The following is a 12,371-nucleotide window of genomic DNA, read 5'->3' on the forward strand; positions in this document are numbered from 1 at the left end:
GAGGAGCATGCGATGCACGCCATGCAGTACGAGATCACCCTGCCCGCCGACTACGACATGAAGATCATTCGTGAGCGCGTGGCGACCCGGGGACATCTCCTCGACGACTTCGCCGGGCTGGGCATGAAGGCGTACCTGATCCGCGAACGCGGTGACGCCTCGCCGGTCAACCAGTACGCCCCGCTGTATCTGTGGTCCGCCCCCGAGGGCATGAACTCCTTCCTCTGGGGCCCCGGATTCCAGGGCGTCGTCGACGACTTCGGCCGTCCCTCGGTGCGGCACTGGACCGGTCTGTCCTTCCAGGAGGGCCCCGCCTCGGGCGCACTCCCCCGCACGGCGGTCCGCCGCCGGGAGCGGATCCCCGACACGGTCCGTCCGGCGGAGGCGGTGGATGCGGCGCTGGAGGAGAACCGCCGCGCGGCCCTTCGTCCCGGCACGGTCGCCGAGGCGCTGGCCGTCGATCCACGTCACTGGGAGTTGCTCCACTTCACGCTCTGGGAGCAGGAGCCTCCCGCAGGGCCGGGCGACCGCTACGAGGTGCTGCACCTCTCGGCCCCGGAGCGCGGCCTGCTGGGCTCGGGCAGGCAGTGGTGAGCCTGGTCCGGACGGTCCTCGGGGACGTGCCTGCCGGGGAGTTGGGCCTCTGCGACGCCCACGACCACCTCTTCATCCGCACCCCCGCGCTCCCGGGCCAGGAACTGGACGACCGTGAGCTGGCCGGGCAGCGGCTGCGGGGCTTCCACGAGCTCGGCGGGCGGGCCGTCGTCCAGTGGACCCCGTACGGGATGGGCAGGCGGCCCGAGGACCTCGCTGCCCTCTCGCGCGAGACCGGAGTCCGGGTGGTCGCCGCCACCGGGCTGCACCACGCCGTGCACTACCCGGCCGACGTGCTCGACCGGATCATGCCGGCTCTGGAGGAGCTGTTCGTCACCGAGATCACTCGGGGGATCGGGACGACGGGTGTCCGGGCCGGGCTGATCAAGGTGGCCGGCGCCTTCCACGGCATCGACGAGCACGCCGGGCGGACCATGTCGGCCGCTGCCGGGGCCCATCACCGCACGGGAGCGCCGATCGCCGTCCATCTGGAGCTGGGCACGGCAGCCGCGGACGTACTGGATTTGCTGTGCGGGACGTTGGGCGTGGAGCCGAGACGGGTGATCCTCGGCCATCTCGGCCGCTTCCCCGACGGCGAGGCGCAGCTCGACGCCGCGCGGGCGGGGGCGTTCCTGGCCTTCGACGGCCCTTCGCGCGCTCACCACGCCACCGACTGGCGGTTGCCGCAACAGCTCGCCGCGCTCGCGGAGGCCGGGTTCGGCGACCGGCTGCTGCTCGGCGGGGACACGACGGTCCCGGAGACTCCGGGCATGCCCTACCTGCTGCGGCGACTGCGCCCCCGCCTGGAGCGCGCGCTCGGCGGGGAGTTGCTGCGTACGATCCTCGTCGCGAATCCGGCTCGGGCCTTCGCGCGGGCAGCGGCCTGAGCGGGCGGGGCCTGCGCAGCGGCAGCGGTCCGGCCGGCAGGCGCGGGCCCGGCGCGGCCAGGGCCCCGCCGTCCCCGGCCCGAGCGGAGGTCGCGGCCCCCGCGCTCCGCGCCGCTCAGGCCAGCGCCGCCAGCGGGTCGTCGAGCACGGGCTGCCAGGCGAGTTCGGCGGCGCCGACGAGGCTGTTGTGGTCCAGCGTGCAGGCCAGGATGGGCACGCTCCCGCTCCGACCCCACAAGCTGCGGTCCGCCACCACCGCGCGCAGCCGTTCCGGGTCCGCCTCCAGGAGGTCGCGGTGCAGCCCGCCGAGGATGATCCGGTCGGGGTTGAGGATGTTGACGAGCCCGGCGAGCCCGAGGCCGAGCCGGTCGATCAGTTCCTCGGCGGCTGCGCGGACCTGCGGGTCGTCGTACTCCGCGCGCAGCAGGTCTCCGGACTGCTTGAGCAGGGACTCCTCGGGGCCCGGCTCGCGGCGCGCGGCGGTGAGGAAGGCGAGAGGGTCCGTCTCGACGTCGAGGCATCCGCGTCCGCCACAGTGGCAGGGGCGTCCCTCAGGGTTGACCGTGAGGTGCCCCACTTCCAGGGCGAGACCCGAACTCCCGCTGTGCAGACGGCCGTCCAGGACGAGCGCGCCGCCCACTCCCCTGTGCCCCGTGGCCACGCAGAGCAGGTGCTGGGCGCCGCGCCCTGCGCCGTGCCGGTGCTCGGCGAGTGCGGCGAGGTTGACGTCGTTCCCGGTGAACGCCGGTCCGGCGATGCCCGCGGCGCGTACGCAGGCGGAGAAGATCTCCCGTACGGGGGCGCCGGCCGGCCAGGCGAGGTGCAGCGGGTTGAGCGCCGTGCCCTCGGGTTCGGCGACGGCCGAGGGGACGGCCAGTCCGGCGCCGACACAGCGCAGTCCGCTCTCGCTCAGGAGCCTGGCACCTGCGTCGACGACCTCGCCGAGGACCTGTGCGGGATCGGCCATGACGGCGACGCACTTCGGTGCCGTGGCCACGATCCGGCCGCCGAGCCCCACGAGCGCCGCGCGGAAGCCGTCGGAATGCACCTGCGCCGCGAGGGCCACCGGACCGCTGTCGTGGACGGACAGCCGGTGCGAGGGGCGGCCTTGCGAACCGGCCGCGGAACCAGGGCTGGAGTCGACCGTGATGAGCCCGAGCGCTTCGAGCTCGGCGGCCACCGCGCCTGCCGTGGCGCGGGTGACACCCAGCTCCGAGGTCAGCACGGCGCGGGTGGGAGCACGCCCGGTGTGCACGAGCTCCAGGGCGGGCCCGAGCGCGCTGCGGCCCCTCTCCAGCTTCGTCCGCGTGGTGGTCGACTTGCCGTTCATGGGGGCGAGTCTCCCATGATCCGGAGCCGTTGCCGACGCTCCGGCATCCCGCACGGTTCACCGGGCGGCCACCGGCGCAGCCGTCTTGCGTGGGTCGCCGGAACACCTCTATGCTCACTTTGTGCCGCAAGTAAACAAACTGCGGACGGCCCTGTCGGGGGGACTGGGCGGAGACACCGCCCCACCCTCGCTCGTACGCCTCCGTACCGCGCTGACCCTGTTCTTCGCCCTCGACGGTTTCCTGTTCGCAGGCTGGGTGGTCCGTATCCCGGCCATCAAGCACCAGACCGGAGCCACCGCCTCCACCCTTGGGCTCGCGCTGCTCGGGGTCTCCGCCGGTGCGGTGATCACGATGATGCTCACCGGCAGGCTCTGCCGTCGTTACGGGAGCCACGCCGTCACCGTGGTCTGCGGGGTGCTGCTGTCCCTGAGCATCGCCCTTCCGGCACAGACGGGTTCGGCTCTCACCCTCGGCCTGGTCCTCCTGCTCTTCGGCGCCGCGTACGGCGGGATGAACGTCGCGATGAACAGCGCGGCCGTGGACCTGGTCACCGCGATGCGGCGCCCGGTGATGCCCAGCTTCCACGCCGCGTTCAGCCTCGGCGGCATGGCCGGCGCGGGGCTCGGCGGACTGGTCGCGGGCAGCCTCTCTCCCGCGACGCACCTCCTCGCACTCACGGGGACCGGGCTCCTCGTCACCGCCGCCACCGGGCCGGTACTGATGAGCAGCCGTGCCGCCGCGCCACCTCCCCCGGAACCGGCGGCCGGCACCGCGGAACAGCCCAGGAAGATGGGCACACGCGCACGGCGGATCGTGGTCCTCTTCGGTGTCATCGCGCTCTGCACGGCCTACGGCGAGGGCGCCTTGGCCGAGTGGGGCGCCCTGCACCTCAGCCAGGACCTGGACGCGGCGCCCGGGCTCGCCGCCGCCGGATACTCCCTGTTCGCCCTGACCATGGCCATCGGCAGACTCAGCGGCACCTCGCTGCTCGAACGCTTCGGGCAGACCCGCACACTCGTGACGGGCGGGGTCACGGCCGCGGCGGGCATGCTGCTCGGCGCACTCGCCCCGACCGTCTGGCTCGCGCTGCTGGGCTTCGCCGTGGCCGGTCTGGGACTCGCCAACATATTCCCCGTCGCGGTGGGACGGGCGGGAGCTCTGGCCGGCCCGAGCGGGGTGGCCGCCGCGTCCACACTCGGCTACGGCGGAATGCTCCTGGGGCCGCCGGTCATCGGCTTCCTCGCCGACTGGTTCTCGCTGCCGGTGGCCCTCACCACGGTGACTCTGCTCGCCGCGACGGCGGCGGTACTGGGCTACGCGGCCAGCAACGCGGGGAACACCTGACCGGTTGAGCAGCCGCACTACGGACGTCTTGCCCGGCGCCCGGGGGAGCCCCCGCACCGGTCGCTCGGCGCACCCTCAGGGCGTCCGAGGTTCTGGCACAATCGCGGGCGTGGAGATATCGGAGCACCTCACAGCCCTTGAAGCGGAGGGGCTTTCACTCGCCTCCGCCGCCCGTGAAGCAGGATGCGACGCACCGGTCCCGACCTGTCCGGACTGGCGGGTACGCGATCTTCTCAGGCACACCGGAGTCGTGCACCGCTGGGCGACCGCGTTCATCGTGGAGGGGCACCGGGCGTACCACCCCGAGGGCAAGGAACCCGATCTGGACGGCGACGCGCTGCTGGACTGGTTCGCTGAGGGCCACGGCCTGCTGGTCGACGCACTCCGGGCCGCGCCCGCGGACCTGGAGTGCTGGACGTTTTTCGGGGCCCCGTCACCCCTCGCGTTCTGGGCACGGCGCCAGGCCCATGAGACCAGGATCCACCGGGTGGACGCCGAGTCGGCGCGCGGTGGAGCCCCGGCACCCGTGGCACCGCTTCACGCGGTGGACGGCATCGACGAACTGCTCGCCGGCTTCCACGCCCGCCCCAAGAGCCGGGTGCGCACGGACGCGCCGCGCACCCTGCGGGTGAGGACCACGGACACGGACGCGGTGTGGACCGTGCGCCTGTCCGCCGAGCCTCCCGTGACGGTACGAGGCCAGGAGGCGGACACCACGGCGGACTGCACCCTGAGCGGGTCCGCCGACCAGCTCCTCCTCACCCTGTGGAACCGCCTGCCCCCTTCGTCCGTCGAGCAGACGGGCGACCGCGAACTGGCGCGGCTGTGGGCTGAGAACTCCGCCGTCGTATAGGTCATGTCTCTGGAGTGGATCATGAACTCTGCATGATCTCGGTTCATGCGCAGGGGAGATCTCAGGGACGAACAGTGGGCGATGCCGGAGCCGTTGTCGCCCCATGGCAGGGGGCCGGGCACCCGCCCGTCCGGCCGCGGAGGCAGTTGCGTTCCATGGCCGGACCGGCACTCCCTGGCAGGACACGCCTGCGGAGTACGGGCGGCGGGCGGGGGCTACGACCGCGCCGCCTTCGCACGCGCGGCTACGAAACCCCTGTCCTCGTGGCGGCCGTCATCGAATGGCCGTGACGTACTGCTCCGACGAAAGTTCGAAGACCCGTACGCGACGACCGCAGCTTGGATCGACACTCTCCCGGACCGGTCGCATCCCCAGTTTCGTCATGATTCGTCCGGAGGCGTCGTTGCCCAGCTGGGCGACACCGACAATCCGGTCCACCCCGCAGTGCTCGAACCCGAACCGCACGGCAGCAGCGGCAGCCTCCGTGGCCAGGCCCTGCCCCCAGTGGGCACGACCCAGTCGCCAGCCGACCTCGGTCGCAGGCAGAAGCTCCGGCATGTACTGGGGGACCGACAGACCGGTGAACCCTGCCAGCTCGCCGGTGGAGCGAATCTCCACAGCGAACAGGCCGAAGCCCCGAGTCTCCCACTCGCGTTCCATTGCCTCGATGCCGAGGCGAGTCTGTTCCTCGTCACGGACACCTCCGTCGCCGATCCACCGCATGACCTCGGGATCTGCATGGAAAGCAGCCATGGGCACGACGTCATCCACACGCCAGCGACGCAGAATCACACGAGGAGTCTCAAGCCTGGCCATCTGAGCATTCTGGATCAGAGACGCACTCCGCACACTCCTTACCTGGTACTCCCGATACACGGCCGGGGTGAGCTGCACCAAAGATTCGCCACTGGTCGGGTGCGCGCCGCCCGGTTCAGCGGGCCGCCGCCGTTGTGGATCAGTCACTCCCTGCGGCGCTGCCCTCGGAGCCCCACGTTGCCGGGATCGCTCCGGACATGGTCCGTACCTCCTGAGGGTGACTTCGTCGCAGGTCGGTGCTCCGAAGCCCTCGACGCGGCGGGGTCACCCCGGGGTGCCGAGGGTGATCCATGGGGGTGACGGGGTGAGCGCCGGGCCGGCTCCACCGATGAGTTTGCGGCGCCCGGGCAGTCCACCCATCGACACGAAGGGAGCGCACACCATGCGTAAGATCATCGTTTGCACGTTCCTGTCGCTGGACGGCGTGATGCAGGCGCCGGGCGGGCCGGACGAGGACGCCGAGAGCGGCTTCGAGCACGGCGGCTGGCAGAAGCCGGTGTCCGACGACGAGGTCGGCGCGGCCATCGCCGGCTGGTACGAGCCCGCCGACGCGATGCTGCTCGGCCGCAAGACGTACGACATCTTCGCCGCGTACTGGCCGACCGCCGATCCCGGCAACCCGTTCACCGAGCGGATGAACGGCATGCGCAAGTACGTGGCGTCTCGGACCCTCACGTCCCTGGAGTGGGAGAACTCCACCCTGCTGGAGGGCGATGCCGCCGACGCCGTACGCGAGCTGAAGGCATCCGACGGCGGTGACATCAACGTCGTCGGGAGCGGCGATCTGGCCCAGACACTCATGCGGAACGATCTGGTCGACGAGTACCGGCTGACCATTCATCCGGTGATCATCGGCACCGGCAAGCGGCTGTTCGCCGACGGAGCGGTCCCCACCGGGCTGGAGCCGGTCAGTGTCTCGACGACGAAGAGCGGCACCGTCGTCGGCGTCTACCGGCCGACCGGCAAGCCCAGCTACGACAGCTACTAGGCCGTTTCGTTCAGCTCATCCGATCGCGTCCGGCGAGGGCTCGCGCCTGAGCCGGGCCCGAACCCCCTGACGATCAGCCACCCGGCCAGACCCAACTCCCAGGCGCACACCGGGAGCGCGCAGATCGACCCCGCCACAGAGAGCTGCGCCCAGGCACCGAACATCACGGCGACGGCCGAGGTGCAGATCAGTGGGCCGCCGACCAGCCCGAGCACGGCGACGAAACGCGGCACGAGCCGTGCGCGGTACGCCAGGTGGGCGAGCAGGACGGTGTTCAGGCCGAGGGCGATGTTGGGCCCGAGCAGGAACGCCCAGTCGTGCACGGCCACCAGTGCGGCGTCGGCGCCTTCCGCCGTCCCCGTACCCCGTCGCAGGGTGACGAGTGCGAGGACGGCGACGATCCCGAAGGCGATGATGGCCGCCTCCAGCAGTCGCCCGAAGGCGTATCCGAGCGCGAGCCCTTCGCCGTGGCGGCGCAGGACGGGGAACAACGCCGCCCCGGTTCCGGCCACCGCCGCCACCAGCACCACCTCGCAGACCACCCCGAGCAGCGCCCCCGTGTCGGCACCCTGCGCGAGCCGGCCGTCCGCCGCTCCCAGCAGAGGGCGGTACAGCACGGCCCCGGCTATCGCGGCGGCCTCGGTCAGCAGGAACAGTGACCCGACGGCCACCGCGGTTCTCCGGTCAGGACTCATCTTCTCGGTACCCCCCACTCGACGGTGGTGTACGCCGTACACCTGGCGGCGAGCATAGGTGTACGGCGTACACTCGTCAAGGAAAGGACGCTGTAGAGACGGGAAAGGGCCGAACCGAGATGACCCGGCAGGAAGCCGCACACACCCACCGGATCCCCCTGAACCGGGACCGCGTCCTGCGCGCCGCCGTCGCGCTCGCCGACGCCACCGGCATCGATGCGCTCAGCATGCGCAGGCTCGCGCAGGAGCTGGACGTCGTACCGATGGCCCTCTACAAGCACGTGGGCAACAAGGAGGAGCTGCTCGACGGCATGCTCGACACCGTGGTCGGAGAGATCGACCCGCCGGCTGAAGGCCCCGACTGGCAGAGCGTGGTCCGCGCACGGATCCTCTCCGCCCGGCGGGTCCTGCTGCGCCACCCCTGGGCAGCCAGGGTCATCGAGTCGCGGACCGGCCCCACCCCGGCAGTGCTGTCGTACCTGGACTCGATGGCCGGCAGCTTCCGGGAGGGCGGCCTCTCCGCCGACCTCACGCACCACGTCATGCATGCGATGGGCAGCCGCCTGCTCGGCTTCAGTCAGGAACTCTTCGACGCCTCGGGCCCCTCCGGACCGCCCGACCCCGGGCTGGCGGCGAGCTACCCCCACATCGCGGAACTTGCGGCGACGGCCACCCACGACGGGAGTCCCACGGTCGGTGGCGGCTGTGACGACCAGTTCGAGTTCGAATTCGCCCTGGATCTCCTGCTGAACGGCTTCGAAAGCCTCCGCCGCCAAGGCTGGACGTCCGCGCGTGCTGTTGACTGACGCGCAGTGCGCACAGATGGAGCCGTCCCTTGCGGACCGGACGCCGGAGCGGGGTGGGCGGTGCCGGGATCACCGGGAGGTGGTCGAAGCGATCGCAGTCAATTCCCGTCCCGGGAAGCAGGGTTGCTGGCCCCAGGCCGCCGGGTCCGCGCGTTCGGCCGCTGGGGCATGTGGGGAAGCAGGTGCCCGAAGACCCGCCCGGCGCAGCGGAGCCGGCGCCGCTCAGAGGTACGTCCGAGCAGCGCCGACATGACCGCGCGCGTGATCAGCTCGACGTCACCGAGCGTGTGCGCGGTCCCGGCGGCAACGCGCCACGGTCCTTTCGCAGGGCCTGGATGAGCCAGGGATACACCGGGGTCAGGTGCGGTACCACCTGCCAGCCGTTGACGATCCACACCAGCCGCCAGTACCGGTCCACCCGGGGGTCGTGCGCCTCTTCGAACTGCTCGGCCATCCAGTCCCGGAATTCCGTGTCAGGCGTGCGCGCGAGCACCGTGGCGAAGCGGTGCACGAGGTCGTCGATGACGGGTGCGGCCCTGTCGCCGAGCGGGTCGATGCCCGACTCCACGGCCCCGGCGACCTTCTGGCGGGTGAACTCCATCAGTTCCTCGCCTGCATCGCATTCGATGTCGAGGGGGCGCCCGGCGGCCTGGCGTACGGCCGCCCGGCGCATCCGGGCGCGGAAGTCCTCGTCTCCGACCAGCTCCGTGAGCTCCACCCACGCGGCGACCTGCTCGCCGGTCGGATCGTCGGGGAGGTCGGGCGTGGCAGCGCGAACCATGGCCACGGCGGTCGGGTCGGCCTCCACCGAGCCGAACGTGCCATCCACGAAGTCGTCGATCAGACGTCGGCGTTCCTCTCCGGACAGCTGTGTGAGCCTGTGCATGAGGTGGGTCTCCTCGGGACTGGACCCGCGTGCGGCCACGACGCGCAGAACGCTCCGACGCAGTTGCAGCAACCGGATCTGGACGTCCAGGGCATCGGCGTGCGCCGCTGCGACTTCCGCCACCGGGAGCTCGCGGTCCAGTACCCGGCGAATCGTGGCCAGGTCCATGCCCAGTTCGCGCAGGGTGCGGAGGAGTTCCAGACGAAGCAGTGCGTCGAGGCCGTAGAGCCGGTAACCGGCGGGGCTTCGGGTGGTCGGCGCTACCACCCCCGAATCGGAGTAGAACCGGATGGTCCTCACGGACAAGCCGGTCCGCCGGGAAAGCTCCCCGATCGAGTAGAGGGTCGTATCGTCCATGCCCCTACTCTGCTGTCTCCAGTCACTGGAGACTCAAGTCCATTCCCCACCAGGTCCCCGAGCACGAGATGACCTCCGGGTGGTGACCGAGGCATGCGTTGCGCGCACCCCTCACCGCCAGGAGGAAACAGCCACGCCGTGCACGTGCCGAGCGAGCGACGGCCGGGGGTACGTGGCGGGGCCGTGCTGTCCCCCGGGCAACCGGGCGATCAGTCACCGCTGAGCGAGAACACTGGACGGGGCGGGCTCTGGCCGCGTCCGGCCTGGCGAGCCCGCGGGAACGGTCCGCTCAGTGCGGGGACGGCTGCGGATCCAGGGCATTGCCGATGCTGCAGCCGCCCTCGCCGGGCATCCTCTGGATCCGAGACGGCACCCACACGTCGGTGCCGCCGGGCTCCACATGGGCGAGCAGGCAGTCCTGCGCGTCGAAACCGTTGCCCTCCACCGACAGCAGGACGCCGACCCGGCCCCCGTCGGCCTCGACCTCGGTACGGATCTCCGGGTGCAGGTCCAGGGACGCGAGCACCCGGCGGACCTCCGCCTCGTCCACCCGGCCGTCCTCGGACACCCTGGGCAGCTTCGTGCGGAGCTCCTCGTACGGCAGCGGGGGCGGCTCGGGTGGCGGGGGGAAAGTCATGGGAAGGCCGTCCGGACAGTCCACGTCGCGGGGCTCCTCGCCCCATTCCGTGCGGGGCGACACCCGCACCGTGAAGCAGCGGCTCACGGTGACCTCCTCGACGTCGAACCAGCCGTTGTACGCCGTGCCGGACGTACGGACGACCACGTCGATGCCGTCCCCGTCGTGTGTCGAGGCACCCGTCACCCGCAGTACCTCGACCCCGTCGATACCGGACGCGGAGCGGCCGACCTCCTCCGCCGTGCGCGGGCGCTGGCCGTGGAGCAGCTCGCCCGCCCTCCTGGCCACCTTCCGGGCGGCGTCGGTCGCCTCCTCGTCGGAGGACTGCACCACCCCGCAGCCGACCGTGAGCAGCAACAACGGAGCCAGCAGGAGTATTCGGCGCATGCCTCCCCTTTCCGGTGCCACGGGCGGCGGGCAGCCGTTCGTCTGCTCGCACCGGTCGGGGTGATCGTACTCAGCCGGACCGACAGCCGGGGGCCATGAGAAGACGGCGTCGGAGGTGCCGCCTGCGGGTGCCTGCTCGTAGGCTGCCTGGAGGAGTTCGAAGGTCCGGGCGGGCGGGTTCGGGCGGGAGGACGCACAGGTGCGCCTCACGGGCCGTCACCGAGTCTAGAATTCCTCGCACTTGCTGATCGGGATCTACCAGCACATCGCTTCGAGGGCAGGAGTCCATGCCATGTCCCGCGTGAGGGTCCACAACTTCTCCGTCTCCGTCGACGGGTTCGCCACCGGTGAGGGTCAGAGTCTCGACACTCCGTTCGGCCATGCCGGCGCGCGGCTCCATGAGTGGTTCTTCCCGACCAGGACCTTCCAGCGGATGCAGGGCCAGGCGGACGGGAGCACGGGGGTCGACGCCGCCATCGCCGGTACCTGGGATGCCGGCATCGGAGCGGAGATCATGGGCCGCAACAAGTTCGGTCCCCAGCGTGGGCCGTGGGAGGACGACGAGTGGAAGGGCTGGTGGGGGTCCAACCCGCCGTTCCACACTCCGGTGTTCGTCCTGACGCACCACCCCCGGCCCCCGGTGGAGATGGAGGGCGGCACCACCTTCCACTTCATCGACGCCACGCCGCAGGAGGCACTCCGTCAGGCGCGCGAGGCCGCGGGCGACCTGGACGTGAGGATCGGCGGCGGGCCGACCACGGTCCGCGAGTTCCTCGCCGCGGACCTCGTCGACCACCTGCACATCGCCGTCGTCCCGATCGTTCTGGGCCGTGGCGAGCGTCTGTGGGACGGCCTCGAGGGCTTGGAGCAGCGCTTCCGGATCGAGTCCGTGACAACCCCCAGCGGTGTCACCCACATGACCTTCACCCGGCCGTAGCGAGCGTCTGCACGGGCAGCGCTCCCTCTCGGTCTGCGGCCCGGGGCAACAGGACGCACATCCCGGCCCCGCGAGCGGTGCGCGTGTTCGACCGAGCAGCTGACCAGCAGGGGCAACGGGAGCACACGCCCCCGTTCCGTGCCGGGCCCCGCTGCCCGTCACCGTCACGCAGGGGTGAGAGCGCGCGCTGTCGGGGCGTCCCTCTCGTGCGCTCACGCGGGACCCGGCGCCCGCCCCTTGCAGAGCGGATCCATGGGGTCGTGTACGTGCGTCAGCCGCCCGTCCCGTTCAGCATCCGGGACAGCACGTCCCGCTGGATCGGCCGGGCCTCCGCATGGCGGTCCCGGCCGGCATCCGTCAGTTCCACGTGCACGCCGCGCCGGTCCTCGACGCACATCGCGCGGCGTACGAGGCCGTCCCTCTCGAGCCGCGCCACGAGCCGCGACAGCGCGCTCTGGCTGAGGTGGGTCCGGGAGGCGATCTCCTGGACGCGGAGGCAGGAGGGGCCGCCGTCGCCCGCGCGCTCCGCCAGGATGTCCAGGACCTCGAAGTCACTGGCTCCCAGCCCGTGCCGGTCCAGTGCCCGATCGAGCTCGCCCACGGTCCTGGCATGCAGCGCGAGCAGGGCACGCCACTCCTCGACGAGCGACCGCTCGGACTTCTTCGCTGCCATGACGGAACGCTAACAGAGGCGCTTCACCCCGATGCCCGCGCAGCGGAGCGCGACAGCCGCACACGCGAGGACGCATGGACGGGCTCGCCCAGCGCGTCGAGCCGGGCGAGGACGCATGACCGGGCTCCCTCAGCGCGTCGAGCCGGCCAAGGAGGCATGGACGGGCTCGCCCAGCGCCGT

General features: G+C 71.5%; 13 protein-coding genes. 7 read left to right on the forward strand and 6 right to left on the reverse strand.

Annotated elements, in window-relative coordinates; genetic code table 11:
• Positions 1–12: 12 nt before the first annotated feature.
• Positions 13–594, forward strand: a complete 582-nt coding sequence (locus ACFY8O_RS27330; RefSeq protein WP_387906813.1) for a DUF4865 family protein — start codon at positions 13–15, stop codon at positions 592–594.
• Positions 588–1,481: a phosphotriesterase family protein gene (locus tag ACFY8O_RS27335; protein WP_387906816.1), complete on the forward strand. Its 894-nt coding sequence runs from the start codon at positions 588–590 to the stop codon at positions 1,479–1,481. The genes ACFY8O_RS27330 and ACFY8O_RS27335 overlap by 7 nt, the downstream gene beginning before the upstream one ends.
• 115 nt (positions 1,482–1,596) lie before the next feature.
• Here the strand turns inward: ACFY8O_RS27335 and ACFY8O_RS27340 are convergent, their stop codons facing one another.
• On the reverse strand, positions 1,597–2,811 hold the full coding sequence (locus ACFY8O_RS27340; protein ID WP_387906819.1) for an ROK family protein: 1,215 nt from the start codon (positions 2,809–2,811) through the stop codon (positions 1,597–1,599).
• A gap of 121 nt (positions 2,812–2,932) precedes the next feature.
• On the opposite strand from ACFY8O_RS27340, the gene ACFY8O_RS27345 reads away from it, so the two are divergent.
• Positions 2,933–4,156 carry an MFS transporter gene (locus ACFY8O_RS27345; RefSeq protein WP_387906822.1) on the forward strand — a complete coding sequence of 408 codons (1,224 nt, stop codon included), beginning with the start codon at positions 2,933–2,935 and terminating at the stop codon, positions 4,154–4,156.
• Positions 4,157–4,265: 109 nt separating this feature from the next.
• Entirely contained in the window at positions 4,266–5,009 is a 744-nt protein-coding gene (locus ACFY8O_RS27350) for a maleylpyruvate isomerase family mycothiol-dependent enzyme (RefSeq protein WP_387906826.1), read from the forward strand.
• A gap of 273 nt (positions 5,010–5,282) precedes the next feature.
• Here the strand turns inward: ACFY8O_RS27350 and ACFY8O_RS27355 are convergent, their stop codons facing one another.
• Complete coding sequence (locus ACFY8O_RS27355) at positions 5,283–5,825, reverse strand: GNAT family N-acetyltransferase (protein ID WP_387906828.1); 543 nt, start codon at positions 5,823–5,825, stop codon at positions 5,283–5,285.
• A 382-nt stretch (positions 5,826–6,207) separates the two neighbouring features.
• On the opposite strand from ACFY8O_RS27355, the gene ACFY8O_RS27360 reads away from it, so the two are divergent.
• A complete protein-coding gene (locus ACFY8O_RS27360; protein ID WP_387906830.1) occupies positions 6,208–6,813 on the forward strand; it encodes a dihydrofolate reductase family protein in 606 nt (201 codons plus the stop codon).
• On the opposite strand, the gene ACFY8O_RS27365 is transcribed toward ACFY8O_RS27360, so the two are convergent.
• Positions 6,810–7,508 (reverse strand): DUF4386 domain-containing protein, encoded by a 699-nt coding sequence (locus ACFY8O_RS27365; RefSeq protein ID WP_387906833.1) that lies wholly within the window; start codon positions 7,506–7,508, stop codon positions 6,810–6,812. The genes ACFY8O_RS27360 and ACFY8O_RS27365 overlap by 4 nt on opposite strands.
• Before the next feature lie 119 nt (positions 7,509–7,627).
• On the opposite strand from ACFY8O_RS27365, the gene ACFY8O_RS27370 reads away from it, so the two are divergent.
• On the forward strand, positions 7,628–8,314 hold the full coding sequence (locus ACFY8O_RS27370) for a TetR/AcrR family transcriptional regulator (protein WP_387906835.1): 687 nt from the start codon (positions 7,628–7,630) through the stop codon (positions 8,312–8,314).
• 265 nt (positions 8,315–8,579) lie between these two features.
• Here the strand turns inward: ACFY8O_RS27370 and ACFY8O_RS27375 are convergent, their stop codons facing one another.
• Both ACFY8O_RS27375 and ACFY8O_RS27380 read right to left on the reverse strand, forming a co-directional pair.
• The gene (locus ACFY8O_RS27375; RefSeq protein ID WP_387906838.1) at positions 8,580–9,557 is read right to left on the reverse strand and encodes a MerR family transcriptional regulator; all 978 of its coding nucleotides are present in this window, start codon (positions 9,555–9,557) and stop codon (positions 8,580–8,582) included.
• 289 nt (positions 9,558–9,846) lie between these two features.
• A complete protein-coding gene (locus ACFY8O_RS27380) occupies positions 9,847–10,581 on the reverse strand; it encodes a translation initiation factor IF-2 (protein WP_145810141.1) in 735 nt (244 codons plus the stop codon).
• Between the two features lie 292 nt (positions 10,582–10,873).
• Here ACFY8O_RS27380 and ACFY8O_RS27385 point away from each other — a divergent pair, with 292 nt between their 5' ends.
• Positions 10,874–11,518, forward strand: a complete 645-nt coding sequence (locus ACFY8O_RS27385; RefSeq protein WP_387906841.1) for a dihydrofolate reductase family protein — start codon at positions 10,874–10,876, stop codon at positions 11,516–11,518.
• Positions 11,519–11,789: 271 nt separating this feature from the next.
• Here the strand turns inward: ACFY8O_RS27385 and ACFY8O_RS27390 are convergent, their stop codons facing one another.
• A complete protein-coding gene (locus ACFY8O_RS27390; protein ID WP_387906844.1) occupies positions 11,790–12,191 on the reverse strand; it encodes a MarR family winged helix-turn-helix transcriptional regulator in 402 nt (133 codons plus the stop codon).
• Positions 12,192–12,371 lie beyond the last annotated feature (180 nt).

The organism is Streptomyces argenteolus (assembly GCF_042902585.1).
Classification (GTDB): Bacteria; Actinomycetota; Actinomycetes; order Streptomycetales; family Streptomycetaceae; genus Streptomyces; species Streptomyces argenteolus.